Annotated in this window: 13 protein-coding genes; 7 read left to right on the plus strand and 6 right to left on the minus strand. The window is 73.2% G+C overall.

The genetic code is table 11. The features are described from left to right. The first annotated feature begins 6 nt into the window (after positions 1–6). Entirely contained in the window at positions 7–1266 is a 1260-nt protein-coding gene (locus KGD84_RS19385; protein WP_220561831.1) for an NADH:flavin oxidoreductase/NADH oxidase family protein, read from the plus strand. Between the two features lie 10 nt (positions 1267–1276). Here the strand turns inward: KGD84_RS19385 and KGD84_RS19390 are convergent, their stop codons facing one another. Then, complete coding sequence (locus KGD84_RS19390; RefSeq protein ID WP_220561832.1) at positions 1277–1999, minus strand: type 1 glutamine amidotransferase domain-containing protein; 723 nt, start codon at positions 1997–1999, stop codon at positions 1277–1279. 190 nt (positions 2000–2189) lie between these two features. On the opposite strand from KGD84_RS19390, the gene KGD84_RS19395 reads away from it, so the two are divergent. Beyond that, positions 2190–3149: an NAD(P)H-quinone oxidoreductase gene (locus tag KGD84_RS19395; protein ID WP_220561833.1), complete on the plus strand. Its 960-nt coding sequence runs from the start codon at positions 2190–2192 to the stop codon at positions 3147–3149. A 215-nt stretch (positions 3150–3364) separates the two neighbouring features. Continuing rightward, complete coding sequence (locus KGD84_RS19400) at positions 3365–3559, plus strand: hypothetical protein (RefSeq protein ID WP_220561834.1); 195 nt, start codon at positions 3365–3367, stop codon at positions 3557–3559. 87 nt (positions 3560–3646) lie between these two features. Here KGD84_RS19400 and KGD84_RS19405 read toward each other — a convergent pair whose 3' ends face one another. From KGD84_RS19405 to KGD84_RS19425, 5 genes are all read right to left on the minus strand, one after another. Then, positions 3647–4933, minus strand: a complete 1287-nt coding sequence (locus KGD84_RS19405) for a transporter (RefSeq protein ID WP_255646664.1) — start codon at positions 4931–4933, stop codon at positions 3647–3649. 23 nt (positions 4934–4956) lie between these two features. Beyond that, positions 4957–5670 (minus strand): hypothetical protein, encoded by a 714-nt coding sequence (locus tag KGD84_RS19410; protein WP_220561836.1) that lies wholly within the window; start codon positions 5668–5670, stop codon positions 4957–4959. Continuing rightward, a complete protein-coding gene (locus KGD84_RS19415) occupies positions 5667–7850 on the minus strand; it encodes a hydantoinase/oxoprolinase family protein (protein WP_255646665.1) in 2184 nt (727 codons plus the stop codon). Before KGD84_RS19415 ends, KGD84_RS19410 begins: the two co-directional genes overlap by 4 nt. A gap of 50 nt (positions 7851–7900) precedes the next feature. After that, positions 7901–9523, minus strand: a complete 1623-nt coding sequence (locus KGD84_RS19420; protein WP_220561837.1) for an FAD-dependent oxidoreductase — start codon at positions 9521–9523, stop codon at positions 7901–7903. A 121-nt stretch (positions 9524–9644) separates the two neighbouring features. Then, a complete protein-coding gene (locus tag KGD84_RS19425) occupies positions 9645–10721 on the minus strand; it encodes a LacI family DNA-binding transcriptional regulator (RefSeq protein WP_220561838.1) in 1077 nt (358 codons plus the stop codon). A gap of 208 nt (positions 10722–10929) precedes the next feature. Between KGD84_RS19425 and KGD84_RS19430 the strand changes: the two genes are divergently transcribed. From KGD84_RS19430 to KGD84_RS19445, 4 genes are all read left to right on the plus strand, one after another. Continuing rightward, on the plus strand, positions 10930–11955 hold the full coding sequence (locus KGD84_RS19430; protein WP_220561839.1) for a glycoside hydrolase family protein: 1026 nt from the start codon (positions 10930–10932) through the stop codon (positions 11953–11955). Between the two features lie 659 nt (positions 11956–12614). Beyond that, a complete protein-coding gene (locus KGD84_RS19435; protein WP_220561840.1) occupies positions 12615–14264 on the plus strand; it encodes a GAF domain-containing sensor histidine kinase in 1650 nt (549 codons plus the stop codon). Positions 14265–14512: 248 nt separating this feature from the next. Continuing rightward, positions 14513–15511 (plus strand): zinc-dependent alcohol dehydrogenase family protein, encoded by a 999-nt coding sequence (locus KGD84_RS19440; RefSeq protein WP_220565844.1) that lies wholly within the window; start codon positions 14513–14515, stop codon positions 15509–15511. Between the two features lie 107 nt (positions 15512–15618). Next, positions 15619–16395: an HAD family hydrolase gene (locus KGD84_RS19445; protein ID WP_220561841.1), complete on the plus strand. Its 777-nt coding sequence runs from the start codon at positions 15619–15621 to the stop codon at positions 16393–16395. Positions 16396–16429: the final 34 nt, after the last annotated feature.

Raw genomic sequence — 16429 nt, forward strand, 5'->3', positions numbered from 1 at the left:
ACTGTGATGACCGGCGGATTGTACTCCCCCCTGCGCCTGCGCTCCGGGGCGGTTCTGCCCAACCGGATCGCCAAGGCGGCCATGGAGGAGAACATGGCGGGAGAGGGCCAGCTGCCCGACGGGCGGCTGGTGTCGCTGTACCGGCGCTGGTCGGCGGGCGGCACCAGCCTGCTCATCACCGGCAACGTCATGGTCCACGCCGAGGCCCTGACCGGACCCGCCGGCGTGGTCCTCGACGAGGCGGCGCCACTGGGGCCCTTCACCGAATGGGCGCGGGCCGCCAAGTCCGGCGGCGCCGCGGTGTGGATGCAGATCAACCACCCCGGCCGCCAGGTGCAGGCCGACATGCCCGGCGTCGTGTGGGGCCCGTCGGCGGTGGGCGTCGACCTGGGCCGCCTCAGCAGGAACTTCGGCCGCCCCACCGCCATGACCCCCGAGCAGATCCGAGCCACCGTGGAAAGGTTCGCGGTCACGGCGGCCCGCGCCGAGCAGGCCGGGTTCGACGGGGTCGAGATCCACGCCGCGCACGGCTACCTGCTGTCGCAGTTCCTGTCCCCGCTGGTCAACCAGCGCACCGACGCCTGGGGCGGGTCGCTGGAGAACCGGGCGCGGATGCTGCTGGACGTGGTGCGCGCGGTCCGCGCCGCCGTCTCGCCGTCCTTCGCGGTGGCGGTGAAGCTCAACTCCGCCGACTTCCAGCGCGGCGGGTTCGACGTGGACGACGCGCGACGGGTGATCGCGATGCTCGAACCCCTCGGCACCGACCTGGTGGAGCTGTCCGGCGGCAGCTACGAGAGCCCGGCGATGACCGGCCGCTCCGCCGACGAGCGCACCCGGGCCCGCGAGGCCTACTTCCTGGACCTGGCCCGGGAACTGGTGGAGACCAGCCCGCTGCCGCTGATGCTCACCGGCGGCGTCACCCGGCGCGCCACCGCCGAGGCGGTGCTGGCGAGCGGCGTCGCGGTCGTCGGCATGGGCACCGCACTGGCCGTCACCCCGGACCTGCCCGCCCGCTGGCGCGACGGGCGCGAGGCCGACCGGCCGATGCGGCCGGTCACCTGGTCGAACAAGGCGCTGGCCTCGGCCGCGAGCATGGCGCAGGTCCGCCACCAGCTGCGGCGCATCGCCCGCGGCAGGTCCACCCGGCCCGGCACCCTCCCGGCGTACGCCCTGCTCCGCGAGCAGATCGGGCAGCGCCGGGCGCTGCGCCGCTACCGGGCCTGGCTGTCCGCCCCGCGGACCGCGCCGGCACGGGCCGGCCGCTGACGCGCCCGGGTCAGCGCCCGGCCCCGGAGGACGCGGCGGTGATGTCGGCGACCAGCCGCTCGGCGAGCTTCTCCGAGGACTGCGGGTTCTGCCCGGTGTAGAGGCCGCCGTCGACCACGATGTGCGGGCGCAGCGGAATCAGCCCCTTGGAGTACTCCACGCCCGCCTCCTTGAGGCGGTCCTCCAGGAGCCAGGGCGCCTTCCTGGCGAACCGGTTGAGCAGTTCCTCCCGGTTGGACAGCCCGGTCATCCGGCGGCCCGCGAACGGCGAGGCGCCGTCGGGGCCGGTCGCGGCGAGGATCGCCGCCGGGGCGTGGCACAGCAGGGCGAGGGGGCGGCCCGAGGCCAGCCGGTCGGCCAACAGGGCGCCGGAGGTCGCGTCGTAGGCGAGGTCCTCCATCGGCCCGTGCCCGCCCGGGTAGAAGACCAGGTCGAAGTCGTCGGCGTCGACGGAGTCGAGCGCGACCGGGTGGTCGAGGGCGTCCTTGATCTCCTCGAGGTAGGCCTCGACCGCACGGCGCTTGCCCGGGGTCCCGCCCGCGAGGCCGAGGCTGAGGCGGTCCAGGGTCGGGGCCCTGCCGCCGGGGGTCGCGATGGTGATGTCCCATCCGGCCTCGGTGAAGATCCGGTGCGGGACGGCGACCTCCTCGGCCCAGTAGCCGGAGGGGTGGACCGTTCCGTCGTTCAGCGTCCAGCGGTCGGCCGCACTGATCACTTGGAGCACGCTCGTCATCGTTCCGCCCCCCATGATGTGTTTGCAGCGCTCACATTAGCCCGGCGACCGACCCCGCTCAATGGCGCCGCGCCATACGGCGTGGCACAGGCCACCGGCCGGGAGCGCGATCCAATGTTGACACTGCACACTCGCGTACCTAATGTAAGCAGTGCATACATTCAATCGCCCCGGCCACGAAGGAGATGCCATGAAGGCGATCACGATCAAGGAGTTCGGCGGCCCCGAGGTGCTGGAGTGGACCGACGTCGAGGACCCGGTGCCCGCGCCCGGCGAGGTCGTCGTCGACGTTGCGGCTGCCGCCCTCAACCGGGCCGACGCCGTCCAGCGGATCGGCCTCTACCCCGTGCCCGAGGGCGCCTCTCCCTACCCGGGCCTGGAGGTCTCCGGCCGCATCGCCGCGCTCGGCTCCGGCGTGACCGGGTGGGAGGTGGGCGACGAGGTCGCCGCCCTGCTCACCGGCGGCGGCTACGCCCAGAAGGTCGCCGTCCCCGCGGGCCAGCTGCTCACGGTCCCCGAGGGGGTGGGCCTGGTCGAGGCCGCGTCCCTGCCCGAGGCGACCGCGACCGTGTGGTCCAACCTCTTCATGACCGCGCGCCTGCGCGAGGGGGAGACCCTCCTCGTGCACGGCGGGGCCGGGGGCATCGGCACCATGGCGATCCAGATCGCCGAGGCGCGGGGCGCCCGCGTGGCCACCACCGTCGGCGGCCCCGAGCAGGCCGCCCGCGCACGGGAGCTGGGCGCCGATGTGGTCATCGACTACCGCACCGAGGACTTCGCCGACCACGGACCCTACGACGTGATCCTCGACATCATCGGCGGAAGCTACCTGGAGCGCAACATCCGCTCCCTGGCCGTGGACGGGCGCCTGGTCGTCATCGGCCTCCAGAACGGCATCGAGGCGCCGCTCAACCTCGCCGACCTGGTGTTCAAGCGCCTGTCGGTCCACGGCACCACCCTGCGCTCGCGTTCCGCAGAGCAGAAGGCCGCCATCGTGGCCGGCGTTCAGGAGCACGTCTGGCCGCTGGTCGCGAGCGGGGCCGTCGAGCCGGTCATCGAGCGCACCCTGCCCATGTCCGAGGCCGCCGAGGCGCACCGGCTGCTGGAGGTGGGCGGGCACTTCGGCAAGATCCTGCTGGTCAACGGCTAGGACCCGCCGGACGCCGGGGAGGCGGCCTTCCCCGGGCCGGCCCGGTCTTCGGACCGGGCGGCGGGCCGTGCGGGGTGGGGTGGCCGGGGCGTCCGGAAACGGGCCGGTACGCTGGCCGGGCGGGTGGCCGCGGACTTCAGGGCGGTGGATCTCCCACCCGGGCCCTCTCCTGCGGCGTGCATCCGCGATCACGAAGACCAGTGAGGTGGACGGCCATGGACAAGCCGAGTGGGAACGACTCGTTCTCGTTGCTGTACAGGACGGGGTTCCGTATCAACTACGCGCTCCTGCACATCATGGGTCCGGCCGCGCTGACGCCCGAGGCCGACCCGCGGCGGCGGGCCAAGAAGGAGTACGACCGCCGGCGCGAACTCCACCTGGCGTGGAAGGCGCAGCAGAGGTCGGCGTAGCGCGGCCGCGCGGGCGCGGGCCCGCGCGGTCCCGTCGGGGCCGCGTCGTCGGCGGCCCCGGCGGGGCCGGGGCCGCCGGGCGGGCGGTCACAGCAGGTAGAGGTAGGCGGTCAGGCACAGGCCCGCGACGGCGATCGCCCAGGTGTAGGGCAGGGTGGACAGCATCGAGCGCTCCGGGCGCACCCCCGCGTACTGGGAGCTCCACACGGTCTGCGTGCTGGTCGGGTCGGAGACGCCCAGGACCTGGCCGTAGGAGGCCATCAGCCCCACCACCGCCGGGGCCGGGTAGATGCCCCCGGCCACCAGCACCCCGGCCACACCGGCGCCGAGGCCGAAGATGTTCATCGGCCCCCGGTACAGGGCCAGCGGCACCAGCAGGGCGAACACCAGCACGAACAGGGCGACGTGGCCCGGGCTGACGGCGACCACGACCGGGCTCAGGGCCGCGACCGCGCCGGGCAGGTTCACCGCGGCCAGCAGCATGCCGATGGCGATGAACAGCACGATGGGCGGCGCCGCCACGTCGAACGCCCGGTAGAGGGTGCGCAGGGCCGTGGTCGTCATCTCCCGCCAGGGCACGGCGGTGGCCAGGGCGAACACCACACCGGCCAGCAGCGCCGGGACGATGGGGATCTCCAGGCCCAGGGCCAGGACGATGGGCACCAGCGGGGTGAGCAGGGCGTACCAGGGCGCGTCCCCGCGGCGCTGCCGCCGCCGGGCGGCCCGCTCGCGCCGGGAGCCCGTCCCGGCGCCCCCGCCGACCCGCACCGCCCAGGTGTGCCGCACGCCCTTGCGGCGCATCTCCACGAGGATGTAGGCCAGCCCGCCGAGCAGGGCGATCGGGAACATGCGCAGCTGGAAGTGCTGGACGGTGGCCACCGGCACCCCGATCGCGTCGGAGAGGAACTGCCAGTTGATGAGCTCCAGGGGCAGGCCGGCGGCGATGCCGACCAGCACCGTGCCCGCCGCGACCGTGGGTGTGACCCCCACGGCGATCATCGCCGGGATGCCCACCACCCCGGCGAGCATCGCCGCCGGCGCCGAGCCGGTGATGCTGCCGCACAGGATCGCGACCAGGAAGATGCCGACCGCCACCAGGGAGGGGCGCTCCCCGCCGAACTCCACGATCTTGCGGACGAGCGTGGAGGCGATGCCGGTCTCGGACAGGAGGGTGCCCAGCCAGCTGCCCAGCAGGATGGCCACCATGGTCGCGGCCAGGCGCGGCGCGCCCTCCTGGAGGACGGTGCCGACCACGCTCTCCTCCTCGCCGGTGAGCGGTGCTCCGGCGATGAGGGCGATGGCGACGGCGAGCAGGACGAGGGCGAAGGCGGTGGGCAGGCGGCGCGTCAGCATCAGGCCGACGCCCACCGCCATTGCGAGAAGGATTCCCAGGGCGGTCACGGGCGGTCTCCGAGGGGTGTGCCGGGGTCCGGTCCGCCGGGAGCGGTCCCCTGGTGTTCGAGGGTCGCGGCGATGGCCGCGGTGAGGGCGAGCGGGCTGCGGCGCAGGCCGCAGCGGGCGTGGGCGTAGGCGTGGGCGGCGATCTCGTCGGCCCCGGCGACGTGGCCGCGCAGGCGCAGGGGCCCCAGGCGCAGGAGGTCGTGGCCGAGCCGGTCGCGCAGGGCCCGGCCGCGGGCGCCGTGCAGCATCCGGTGGGCCTCCTCGTGGGCCAGCGCGGCCCGGCGCACCGCGGAGGGCGGGAAGTCCCGTCCCCAGCCCGCGGCGCGGGCCACCCGGTGGGCGTGGCGCAGGGCGTCGGTGTAGACGACGATGCGGTCGCCGGAGGGGCGGTGCAGGTACTCGGCCAGCAGGACCTCGCCCGGGGCCAGGCCGCCGACGGCCTCCTCGACGACCTCGGTCCGGGCGGTGTCCGCGGCCGGGGCCCGTTCGGCCGAGGCGGCCAGTTCGCGGCCGAAGGCGAGGGCGCGGGCGGCCCACTCCCGCAGCCGTTCCGGGTCGCGGTCCTCGTGCAGCGGGATCAGGGACAGCAGGCCGGCGGCGAGGTCGACCTCGTCGGCGGCGCCGATGCGTGCGTACTCCGCGTACGGCGCCCCGGGGCCGGCGGGTCCACCGGGGCCGCCGGGGCCGTCCTGGTGTGTGGGGCCGTTCATCGGCGCCGCTCCATGATCGCGACGACCTCCTCGTCGGGGGCGCGCCGGGCGATCTCCGTCCCGGCCAGCGCCAGCAGGTGCCCGGCGTCCATGACCCCCGACAGGTCCGCGATCTTGGGGCCGAGCAGCAGCCAGACGGCGGGCGGGACGGCCCCGCCGTCGCCGTAGGAGGTGCGCTCCTCGACCAGGTCCTTGAGGCGGCCCTCGGCCTGCCCGGCGACCAGGGTGTCCACCTCGGCGTCGCCGTTGTGCAGGCGCACCACGCCCTCGCTGTCGACGACCCGGATGTGCCGGCGTTCGCGGGACAGGCGCCCGAACGGGCCCTGGGGCCTGCGCACCAGGCCGAGCACCCGGTAGCGCCCGTTGGCGGCGTACTCGGTGAGGTCGGCGGCGTCGGCGCCGAGGCTGTCGGCCGCCGCGGCGCGGGCCTGCTCCCGGGCGACGGCGGCGGTGCGGTCCCTGGTGCGCAGCTCGGTGGCGCCGGTGGCCACGGCGGTGACGAGGTTGCGCTGCGGGTCGACGGTGACGTCGACCTCCACCCCGTCGGGGTCGGCGCCCTGGGCGACCACGGCCGCCTCGGCCTCGGCGCGCACCGCCAGGACGTCGGCGTGGGTGGCGCCGGGGATGATGCGCTCGACGGACTCCCGGACCAGGGCGAGGGCGACGCCCAGCGGGCTGATCACCTCGCTGTGCGCGGCGATGCGGGCGGTGAGGCCCATGCGCTCGCCCAGGTGCGGGGTGACGGTGGCGGCGCCTCCCCCGCCGCCGACCAGGGCGGCCACCGACCGGTCCAGGCCGTAGTCGCCGATCAGCGCCTCCACCACGGCCTCGACGCGTTCGGTCGCCTTGTCCAGGACCGCCCGGGCGGCCCCGGCCACGTCGGTGCCCAGGGCGCGGGCCAGCGGTTCCAGGGCGGCGCGGGCGGCCCGGGGGTCGGACCGCGCGTGGTCGCCCTCGGGCACCCGGCCCAGGGCATTGGCCGCGCAGGTGACGGTGAGGGCGAAGCGCCGGGTGCCGTTGTCCAGCACGGCGTGGTCGGCGGTGTCGGACTCCAGCGGGGCGACGCGGACCAGCCGGGCGCCGTCGAGTTCGGCGGGGTCGGCGAAGCAGGCGTAGGGCAGCCCGGCGATGTGCGCGCTGCGCGGGCCGACGTCGGCCAGGACCGCGGCCCCGTCGCCCTCCCCGCCGCCCAGGCGGACGACGGACCCGCCGCCGATGCCGACGGTGCGCACGTCCAGGGCCGACAGGTAGGTCTCCCGGCCGCCCAGTTCGGCGTGCCTGATCTGGACGCGGCCGCGGCGGATGACGCTGATGTCGGTGGAGGTGCCGCCGGTCTCCAGGAAGACGCCCTCGCTGACCTTCTCCCCCATGAGCGCCCCCGCGACCCCGGCCGCGGGGCCGGACAGCACGGTGAGCAGGGGCCGGTTGCGCATCTCCCCCAGGGACATCACTCCGCCGTCGCAGCGCATGACCATGAGCGGTGCGGTGATCCCGGCCTTGAGGATGCTGCTCTCGACCAGGTCGGCGGTCTGGAGCATGCGCGGCATGACCCCGGCGTTGAGCGCGGCGGTGCGGGCGCGCTTGGTGAGGCCGTAGAGCCGGGTGATCTCGTGGGTGGCGGTGGCGGGCACCCCGCGGGCGGCCGCCGCCTCCAGGACCGCCCGCTCCCCCTCGGCGTCGTCGACGCTGAAGGGCTCGGCGGCGACGACCACGTCCGCGCCCGCGTCCACCACGGCGTCGACGGCGGCCCGGGCGGCGTCCGGGTCGTCGGGGCGGCGCAGGGCGGCGTAGCGGACGGGCAGCCGGTGCCCGGAGTCCAGGCGCAGCCTGCCCAGCGAGCGCAGCCGCCCGACGGCCAGGCCGTCGAGGCCGGAGCCGACGCCGACGATGCCGATGGTCGCCACGTCGCCCTCCAGCAGGGCGTTGGTGGCCTGGGTGGTGCCGTGGGCGAGGAAGCCGACGTCGTCGGCGGCCACGCCGACCTCCGCCAGCAGGCGCTCCAGGGCGGTCATGATGCCGTGCGCGACCCCGTCCTCGTGGTCGTGGCTGGTGGGCACCTTGACCTGGCCCAGGAGTTCGAAGGTCGTGGCGCTGACCGCCACCGCGTCGGTGAAGGTGCCGCCGACGTCGATGCCGACGCGCACGGGGTCGCGTGCCGGCCGTGTGCCCGGGTCGCTCATGGTGGTCCCCTTTCGTGGGTGGGGAGGGTGCGGGGGGATGGAGGGATGGGTCAGTAGCCGCGGACGTCGGGCCAGTGGCGCTCGACGCCGGTGCGGTCCAGCAGGGCGGTGAACCGCTCCAGGAGCTCGTCCTTGGCGTGCACCGCGTGCGGGGTGGTGTCGTGGTCCAGGGCGAAGGCGGCCAGCCGCCCGGCGGCCTCGCCGATGTTCCACTCGACGGGGTGCAGGCGGAAGCAGCCGTTGGTGATGTGCGTGGTGCCGATGTTCTTGGCGGCGGGCAGCAGGTTGGTCTCCTGCCGCGGCAGCAGCGCCCCCAGCGGGATCTCGAAGGGCACGCTGGCGATGTCGATGTAGTTGTCGCCGCCGGTGGAGGGGTGCAGGTCGATCCGGTAGCTGCCGACGCCCACCGAGTCGTGCCGGCGCAGGATGCCGTGCGGGCCGCGGATGTCCAGGGACACGTCGTGCTCGGTGACGGTGGTGACCGCCCGGATGCGCCGCGACTCGCGCACGTAGGCGGCCTTGGCCAGGCCGAGTTCGGCACCGGTGACGTCTGGGCGGGGCCGCAGCCCCGGGAACCCGGTGCCGCCGTCCGGCCGCGGGGCCTCGGTCTGGAGCCAGTACAGGACCGACAGGGACAGCTGGCGGGCCTCCTCGTGGGCCCGGCGGACGGTGGCGGCGTCCACCAGCCCCTCGATCTCCAGGGCCGGGGTGAGCCAGTAGTCGTTGAGCGGCCAGTTGGCGAGGGTGATGTCGGAGTCGAAGGCGCCGGGCCGGTGCAGCCGGCGGGCCAGGATGCGGCGGAACCCCCACAGCTCCTTGTCCCCCGCGTCGGCGCTCTGGTCGGCGTCGACCGCCAGGGGGTCGGTGTCGGGGTTGGGCGCGAAGGTGCGCGCGACGGGCTCCAGGGTGCGCGGGTCCGGGGCCTGGAAGCCCAGCAGCGGGCCGGGCCAGAAGTCCGGGCGGTAGGACCGCCAGAAGCCGTACATCTCCGGCCGGTCGATGGTGTGGTCCTCGCCCTCGTGGTGCGAGACCGCGAAGCAGTAGGTGATGCCCTGGAGGTTGGTCGGGTCGGCGGTCTGCGGGGCGTGCGGCTCGCCGTGCTCGGAGCGTGCCTCGGCCCCGGTGACGTGGTCGATCCCGGCCAGCGGCAGCAGGTCGCCGTCCTCGGTGGCGTCCAGCACGTAGTCGGCGTGGACGGTGTGCTCGCCGCCCTCGGCGTCGCGCAGGGTCACGGCCAGCACGCGGCCGCCGTCGGTGAGCGCGGCGACCGGTCGGTGCCGCTCCAGGACGGTGATCCGCCCGGCCGAGCGGTGCGGGGCGATCATCTCCTCCAGGACCGCCAGGGCGACGCGCGGCTCGTGGCAGAGCTTGCTGACGCGGCCCGCCCCCGGGTTGAGGGTGCGCGCGGCGGCGGCCTCGGCGCGCAGCGGGTAGACGCGGCGGTAGTGGTCGCGGATGCCCTCGCGCAGGCGGCGGTAGGAGGCGGTGGCGCCGAACTTCTCGATCCAGGGGTTCTCGTCCGGGGGGACGGCCTGGGAGGTGAGCTGCCCGCCGATCCAGTCGGTCGGCTCGGTCAGGACGACCCTGCGGCCGGAGTCGGCGGCCGCCAGGGCGGCGGCGACACCGCCCAGTCCGGCGCCGACGACGAGGATCTCGGTTCTGCTCTCGGTCATGGGGTGGTCGGGCGCGGTGCCCCGGGTGGCGGGGCGGCGCCCTTCTCCTTTCCGTTCGTCGCACGCGGCGGTGGCGCCGGTGCGGCACGTGTGGCGGGGGATCGGTCCGTGGGGTGAGGGGTCACCGCGGGCGCGGGGCGGCGATGGTGCCGCCCCCGACCGGTTCGCAGGGCAGCAGCCTCCGGGTCCGCAGCCCCTCCTCGCCGGCGATCAGGCGCAGCAGCAGGCGGACCGCGTCGCGGCCCATCTCGCGCATCGGCACGTCGAACCCGCTGAACACCGCGCCTCCCCCGGGCGCCCGGCCGCGGGCGCCGACCGGCGCCCCGAGCACGGCCAGGGAGAGGTCCCGCGGGCAGCGCAGCCCGGCGCGCTCGATGGCGGCGCCCAGCCCCGACAGGGCGGCGCCGGTGTCGGTCTGCTCGACGACGACCGCGGTGACGCCGTCGGCGAGCCAGGCGGCCAGCAGGGCGTCGAGGTCGGTGCCGTCGGTGCGCACCACCAGGCCGGCGGTGCCGGCCCCGGCGGCGCGGGCGCCGCGCAGCACGCCCTCCTCGCGGTCGGTGGAGGCCGGGGCCTGGTCGTGTTCGCGCAGGTAGCGGATGTTCCGGTGCCCGGCGGCGGCGAGCCGGTCCAGCACGGCGGCCGAGGCCGAGACGTAGTCGGCGCCCACGTAGGGGACGTCGGGTTCGTCGCGGCGGCCGATGTAGACGAAGGGGAAGCCGTCCTCGACCAGGTGCCGGATCGGTTCGTCGGGCACGTGGCGGCCGAAGAACAGGCAGCCGTCGGCGACCCGCACCCGCCGCACCGCGGCGGGGTCGTCCGCCCCGGTCCCGGCCCGGGAGGAGCCGGTGAACAGGATGAGGTCCTGGCCCTGGGCGGCGGCCTCCTCCTCCACCCCGACCAGGACCGGGTAGTAGGAGTGCGCCACGTCGGTGGGGAAGGTGGTGCTGAAGGTGTAGAGGCCGAGCATGGCGTTGGCGGCCGAGGCCAGGCGGGTGGCGACGGGGTCGGGCACGTACCCGAGCCGCTCGGCGGCGTCCAGGACCCGCTGGCGCGTCTCCCGCGCCAGGGACATGCCCACGGTGGTGCCGCGCAGGACGAGGGAGACCGTGGTCTGGGAGACGCCGGCCGCCCGCGCGATGTCGGACTGGCGCGGCCTGCGCCGTCCCCTGGCAGCGGGCTGTCGAGTGTTCTCCACCGGCTTCTCCTCCGATACGGCGTCCTAATGCGCATTAGTCCATGACTGTGAGCCGCGTCTCAGGGTTTCGTCAAGGGGTCCGCGGAGATTTCCGGCCGGTATCCGCAGAGTTTCGTTAATACGTATTAGAACCTTGACCAGCGCATCGCGCCTGGTCGAGACTCGGTGGCCATCGGTGCACCCCCGCCCCCTCCCGAAGGGACCCGAGATGTCCGAACCGAACCCCCGGGGAATCGACCGCCGGACCGCCCTGCTGGGCGCCGGAACCCTGGCCGCCGGCGCCCTGATCGCCGGCGGCGCGGCCGCCCCGGCGACGGCCGCCCCCGCCGCTCCCCCGGCGTCCGCCGCCGCGAACGCGCTGCCCGCCTACCGGTTCGTGCGCGAGGCGCTCGACACCGCGAACCTGGCCTACAACCCGACCGGGGAGCTGATCTTCCCCTGCCTGCGGGGAACGGTCGGCCGCCTGTCCGACGCCCCCGGCCGCTACCTGCTCTACTACGCCCCGCACGACGCCCCGGGCGGGATCTGCCTGGCCTACGCCGACAGCCCGGAGGGCCCGTTCACCGAGCACCCGGGCAACCCGATCGTGTCCCGGAACTGGTCGCCGCACTACTCGGTGAGCCACGTGTCCTCGCCGCACGTCATGTGGAACACCCGGCACCGGGAGATGTGGCTGTACTTCCACGGCGAGAACACCACCACCCGGCTGGCCCGCTCCCGCAACGGGATCGACTTCACCTACCACGGCGTGGTGCTGAACACCGCGATGGTGCCGGGCACCACCGAGGCCTCCTACGCCCGGGTGTTCGAGCACCGGCTAGCGGACCGGGGCGCGGACTACGTCATGGTGTTCATGCGCAACGGGACGAACAATCACCGCGACATCGGGTGGGGGTGGTCGGCGGACGGGATCACCTTCGACTTCGCCCGCGAGCCGCTGGTCCGGCACTCCGACGTGGGGGTGGCGAACCTGTCCGGCCCCCACCTGGTGGCCCGGGGCGGGCGCACGCTGGTCGTCTACCACACGAGCGCCGGGGACATCCGGGCGACCGAGGTGGGCGCGGACTTCTCCCGGCGCGACCACCTGGGGGTGGTCCACACGCCGATGGCCGGTCCCCCGGACTCGGGGAGGTCGGCGGCGCCGTCCTTCGGCTCCGACCGGGGCGTGCAGTACATGTTCTACGAGGCGGGGCACCGCCTGGGCGCGACCATCGCCATCGCCCGCGCCGACTGACGCCGCGCCTCCCGCGGCGCCGCCCCTGTCCCGTGCCCGGGGCGGGGCCCTCGGCCTTCCGTCCCCCGACCCCGTACCTCCGGTCCCCGACCCGGCAGGGCCGGATCCGGAAAGGGGAAAGGCCCCAGGGGTCTCGGCGGATACGGGGCTCAGGCCCCCTAACCGATCGGAAAGCCAGGGGGGCCGAATCCTCCCGGGCACGCAATAGAAAGCCCTGGAATACAAAAAACCGCCAAAAAATCCATGCGGTCTCTGCTGTGCCCCGAGTATCCAATGATGAGCCAGGTTCGGATGGGAGCGAAAATCCCCGGCACATGGACCACCCTCTCAGCAGCCTTATGTTTCCCATCCTCATTCTGGTAGCCGCCGAGGCCCTAAAATGGTGGGGCGGTGTATCAATCTACTCAAGCAGCACCGGTCGCGTCCCGTGATCACACGGGCGGTGTTCGTCGACGGGCCCGCGCCGGCCACCTTGGGCCGGCCCCGTGCCCCTCCACCCGCCCCGTTGCGTGGACAGCGCCCGGTGCCGTGAGTGCTTCGAGGTGGTACCGATGGGTGGAGACGCAGAGCCCTGGGACCGACAGCCGGGTTCAGGGTGGCGAAAAGACGGAGGCGACCTGCCTCCCTCAGAGCCGCGGCCCAGTATCGGCGGGGCCGCCATGAGCCGTGAACACCTCGGTTCCCTGCTGGACGCCGTCGTCACAATCGGTGGCGGACTCGACCTACAGAACACATTGCGGCGGATCGTCCAAGCCGCGATGGCCCTCTCCGGGGCACGTTACGGTGCGATCGAGGTGATCGGGGACGGCGGTCGGCCGGAACAGTTCATCCCGATCGGCCCCGATGCCACCGAGGTCGCCTGTACCGAGCACGGGCCAGGGGGCAGCGGCCTGGTCGGCCCGGTCTCCGTCACCGGTCCTGCCCGGCGTGTATACGACATGTCCGACGCCCCCCGGTCTCGCGGATTCCCGGCAGGGCACCCGCACATGAGTACTCGTCTGCGAGCGCCGATCCGGGTAGGGGGGAAGATGTTCGGCAACCTCTATCTCACCGAGAAACGCGGGGGCGACCGCTTCGACGAGAACGATGAGTCAGCGGTCACGGCGCTCGCCTCGGCAGCGGGTCCGGCCATCGAGAACGCCCGCCTTCACGAGCAGGCACACCACCGTGAATTGGGATTGAGGGCATCCGAAGAGATGACCACGCGTTTACTGAGAGGTGAGGGAGCCGACAAGGTACTTTTCCGGGTCGTCGAACGGGCCTGTCTGATGGTCGACGCGGACGTCGCCGCCATGGCCGCCCCCGACGACTCCGGCCGGCACATGGCCGTGCGCGCTGCGAGCGGTGTGGGAGCCGAGGCACTACTGGAACGCAGAATGGCCGTCGAGGGACCGCCGGCCGGTCGGGCCCAGGTTTGCGCGGAGCCGGTGATCACCGATATCTCTTCGGATCCGATCGTATCCCCCTTGTTCGGTGACCTGGGGATAGGTCCCGTCCTGCTGATACCGCTGGGCGGCGCGTCCCCGATGCGCGGTCTTCTGTGCGTGGGCAGGAAGTCGGGAGCGGAGCAGTTCTCTCCTTCCGCGGCCCGGATCCTGCACACCTTCATCGGACATGCCGCGAGCGCTTTGGAGTCGAGCCGGGCCCGGGCGGACAACGAGCGTCTCGTAGTGCTGGAGGACCGGGACCGTATAGCCAGCCAAATGCACGAGATCGTGATCCAGAGGCTGTCCGCCGTGGCTCTCTCTTTGAGTGGGGTGACGAACCGTGTCGACACTCCGCTCGTCTCGAAGCGGGTCCGGCAGGCGGTGGACGACATCGACGCCACCATCCACCGTATACGGTCGGCCATCTTCGCCCTGACCGGACATGAGACGGAACAGGAGCACGGACGGCTGTGCGACCGCATCATGGACGAGATCGGCGTTGCCGCCTCCCGGCTCGGCTTCACCCCGGAGTTGGCGATGGAGGGGGTGCTCGACGACCGGATTCCGGACCGGATCGCGGACGAGGCCGTCGCGGTTCTACGGGAGGTCATGTCGAACGTCGCACTGGAGGCCGTGGCCAGTCGGGTGGCAGTGCTGGTCGTAGTGAACGGTGGTTTGAAGGTCGAAGTCGTCGATGACGGTACCGGTGTCCCCCGGGTCGACCGACGTGCCGGACTGAGGCACCTGTCCGAACACGCGGCGGAGCTCGGCGGCACATTCGACGTCGACAACGTTCCCGAAGGGGGCACCGTTGTGACGTGGACGGTGCCGATGGGTGGGAAGGAGCCGCTTCCTGCTCAGCCACCTCCCGTGTCGGGATGATGACGTCGTCGGAGACTCAGGACGGAATCCCACGGCTCTTCGGCGTTCCGGTCGAGGCCACCGGCCCGCCCCGGACGCACGGGCCCGCCGCTCGGCATTCCCCTTTTTCTCATCGAACGGCCTTGTGAACCCGAGCGGATCGATGCGCGGTGACCGGTCCGCCCGGACGGAAGCCCTCCCCATAAGGGGACGATCGGCCCCTGGGCAGTCTGCGTCCGGCGTGTTGGACTCGGGATATGGAACCGATGATGGACGCCTGGGCCGTGATCGACCCCGGCCCGATCTCTACTCGGCCACTGCGTCGGGTGCGGCGCCGGGTTCCCGTGCCCCGCGGCCGCGAACTGCGCATAGAGGTGTCGGCGTGCGCAGTCTGCAGGACCGACCTGCACCTCGCTGAGGGCGACCTGCCGCCCCGCGCACCGGGCACGGTCCCCGGGCACGAGGTTGTGGGACGGGTCGACGCCCGTGGTCCGGAGGCGGACCTGTACGAACCGGGGGACCGGGTGGGAGTGGCCTGGCTCGCCTCCACCTGCGGTAAGTGCCGCTACTGCAGGAGCGGTGACGAGAACCTGTGCCCGGAATCGACCTACACCGGTTGGGACCGCGACGGGGGTTTCGCCCCTTACCTGACAGCGGACGAGCGGTTCGTACACCCACTTCCGCCCGGGTCGGCGGACCCGGAGGTCGCACCCCTGCTGTGCGCGGGCATCATCGGCTACCGCGCCCTGCAGAGGGCCGAACTGCCGGACAGGGGCGTACTGGGGCTCTACGGGTTCGGCGCCTCCGCGCACCTGGCCGCCCAGGTCGCCCTCTCCCGGGGAGCGATCGTGCATGTGATGACGAGGTCCCGTCGGGCACGCACGCTCGCGCTGGAACTGGGCTGCCATTCCGCCTCCGGGGCCTATGAACCACCGCCCGAACCCCTGGACTCGGCCATTCTGTTCGCACCCGTGGGAGCTCTGGTGCCTGTGGCCCTCCGGGCACTGGACCGCGGCGGAACACTCGCCATCGCGGGGATACACCTGTCCGAGATCCCTCCGATCGACTATGACCACGACCTTTTCCAGGAGAGGTCGTTGCGCAGCGTCACCGCGAACACCCGGGCCGACGCCCGGGAGTTCCTCGAACTGGTGTCACATATCGACCTGTCAGTGGCCACCACCCCTTATCCGTTCGACGCCGCCGACCGGGCCCTGGCCGACCTCTCCGCCGACCGGGTGCGCGGAGCCGCCGTACTCCGGTCGTGATCCCCTGCGAGACCGGTTCCGCGTAGGCGATCGCTCACCGTTCAGGAGGCCCGGCTCGTAGGGGACCGTCACCGCAGGGAGGCCACCACGGAGAGGAGTGACGACCCATGGACACCGATCGGGAAACCGGCCTCCCACTCGACCGTGTACGCGCGGTAGTACTGGACACGGACGGTGTCATCACCGATACCGCCTCTGTGCACGCCGCGGCCTGGAAACGCGTTTTCGACGCTTTTCTGGTCCAGCGCGCCCGCGACGAGTCCGCGCGCTTCCGTCCCTTCGACCTGAGAGACGACTATCTGCGTTACGTGGACGGTCGATCGCGCGCCGACGGAGCCCGAGCGTTCCTCGCCTCCCGTGGTGTGCACCTGCCCCAGGAGCCGGTCCCGGGACATCCTGAGACCGTGACGGTGGCGTTGTTGACCGATCGCAAGGACCGTCACTTCCAGGCCCTCGTGACGAGATACGGTGTGCGGGCCTTCCCGGGCACGGTGCAGTTCGTCAAGGCCCTGCGCTCCGCCGGCGTCCCGGCGGCCGCCGTCTCCGCGAGCCTCAACTGCGCCAAGGTGTTGCGGGCCGCGCATGTCGAAGACCTCTTCGACGTTCGTGTCGACGGCGTCGACGCGGTACGCCTGGGCCTGCCCGGCAAACCCGACCCCGCGCTGTTCCTGGAAGCAGTCCGGCGCCTGGGGGCCGCTCCAACGCGGTCGGCCGTGGTGGAAGATGCCCTGGCCGGGGTGGAGGCCGGTCGTCGCGGCGGTTTCGGGCTGATCATCGGGGTAGACCGCACCGGTATGCGAGCGGAGATGTCGCAGCACGGGGCGCATGTCGTGGTGACCGACCTCGCCGAACTCCTGCCGGTACACCGGATGCGCTCACACTGATCGAGGCCGACCGGGATGGACCCCGTTCTTTTCG

It is taken from the genome of Nocardiopsis changdeensis, from assembly GCF_018316655.1.
Taxonomy (GTDB): domain Bacteria; phylum Actinomycetota; class Actinomycetes; order Streptosporangiales; family Streptosporangiaceae; genus Nocardiopsis; species Nocardiopsis changdeensis.

Bases quoted from the DNA above. Each gene is read 5' to 3' on its own strand.
- KGD84_RS19430 (WP_220561839.1), top strand. From the start codon at position 10,930: ATGTCCGAACCGAACCCCCGGGGAATCGACCGCCGGACCGCCCTGCTG.
- KGD84_RS19410 (WP_220561836.1), bottom strand. From the start codon at position 5,670: ATGAACGGCCCCACACACCAGGACGGCCCCGGCGGCCCCGGTGGACCC.
- KGD84_RS19445 (WP_220561841.1), top strand. From the start codon at position 15,619: ATGGACACCGATCGGGAAACCGGCCTCCCACTCGACCGTGTACGCGCG.
- KGD84_RS19395 (WP_220561833.1), top strand. From the start codon at position 2,190: ATGAAGGCGATCACGATCAAGGAGTTCGGCGGCCCCGAGGTGCTGGAG.
- KGD84_RS19385 (WP_220561831.1), top strand. From the start codon at position 7: ATGACCGGCGGATTGTACTCCCCCCTGCGCCTGCGCTCCGGGGCGGTT.
- KGD84_RS19415 (WP_255646665.1), bottom strand. From the start codon at position 7,850: ATGAGCGACCCGGGCACACGGCCGGCACGCGACCCCGTGCGCGTCGGC.
- KGD84_RS19405 (WP_255646664.1), bottom strand. From the start codon at position 4,933: ATGGCGGTGGGCGTCGGCCTGATGCTGACGCGCCGCCTGCCCACCGCC.
- KGD84_RS19400 (WP_220561834.1), top strand. From the start codon at position 3,365: ATGGACAAGCCGAGTGGGAACGACTCGTTCTCGTTGCTGTACAGGACG.
- KGD84_RS19420 (WP_220561837.1), bottom strand. From the start codon at position 9,523: ATGACCGAGAGCAGAACCGAGATCCTCGTCGTCGGCGCCGGACTGGGC.
- KGD84_RS19440 (WP_220565844.1), top strand. From the start codon at position 14,513: ATGGACGCCTGGGCCGTGATCGACCCCGGCCCGATCTCTACTCGGCCA.
- KGD84_RS19435 (WP_220561840.1), top strand. From the start codon at position 12,615: ATGAGCCGTGAACACCTCGGTTCCCTGCTGGACGCCGTCGTCACAATC.
- KGD84_RS19390 (WP_220561832.1), bottom strand. From the start codon at position 1,999: ATGACGAGCGTGCTCCAAGTGATCAGTGCGGCCGACCGCTGGACGCTG.